Genomic DNA, 426 nt, shown 5'->3' on the forward strand with positions numbered 1-426 from the left:
CCGCCCCCGCGACACCGTCCACGTCGTCGCTCCCTCCGGGCCCTTCGACCGCCCCCTCTTCGACGTCGGCCTCGCCGTCATCGCCGAGCGCTACTCCCCGGTCCTCCGCCCCGACCTCGGCTCCGCGTACCGCTACCTCGCTGGTGACGACTCGCGCCGCGCCGAAGAGCTCTCCCACGCCCTCCTCGACCCCTCCGCCCGCGCCATCTTCTGCGCCCGCGGTGGCTACGGCAGCGCCCGGCTCCTCCCGCGCCTTCCCTTCGCCGACGCCGCGCCGAGCCTCTTCACCGGCTTCTCCGACCTCACCTCCGTCCACGCCGCCCTCCAGGTCCTCGGCCGCGTCTCCATCCACGGGCCTGTCCTCACCCAGCTCGGCAAGCAGCCTCCCGAGGTCCGCGACTACTTCTTCCGCCTCCTCGAGTCCCC

1 protein-coding gene is annotated in these 426 nt (G+C 73.9%); it reads left to right on the plus strand.

Annotated features, from left to right (window positions below):
- The coding region (locus HR086_RS47635; protein ID WP_174468984.1) for an LD-carboxypeptidase at positions 1-426 on the plus strand (426 nt) is incomplete at both ends.

This window comes from Myxococcus sp. CA039A (assembly GCF_013336645.1).
Lineage (GTDB): Bacteria > Myxococcota > Myxococcia > Myxococcales > Myxococcaceae > Myxococcus > Myxococcus llanfairpwllgwyngyllgogerychwyrndrobwllllantysiliogogogochensis.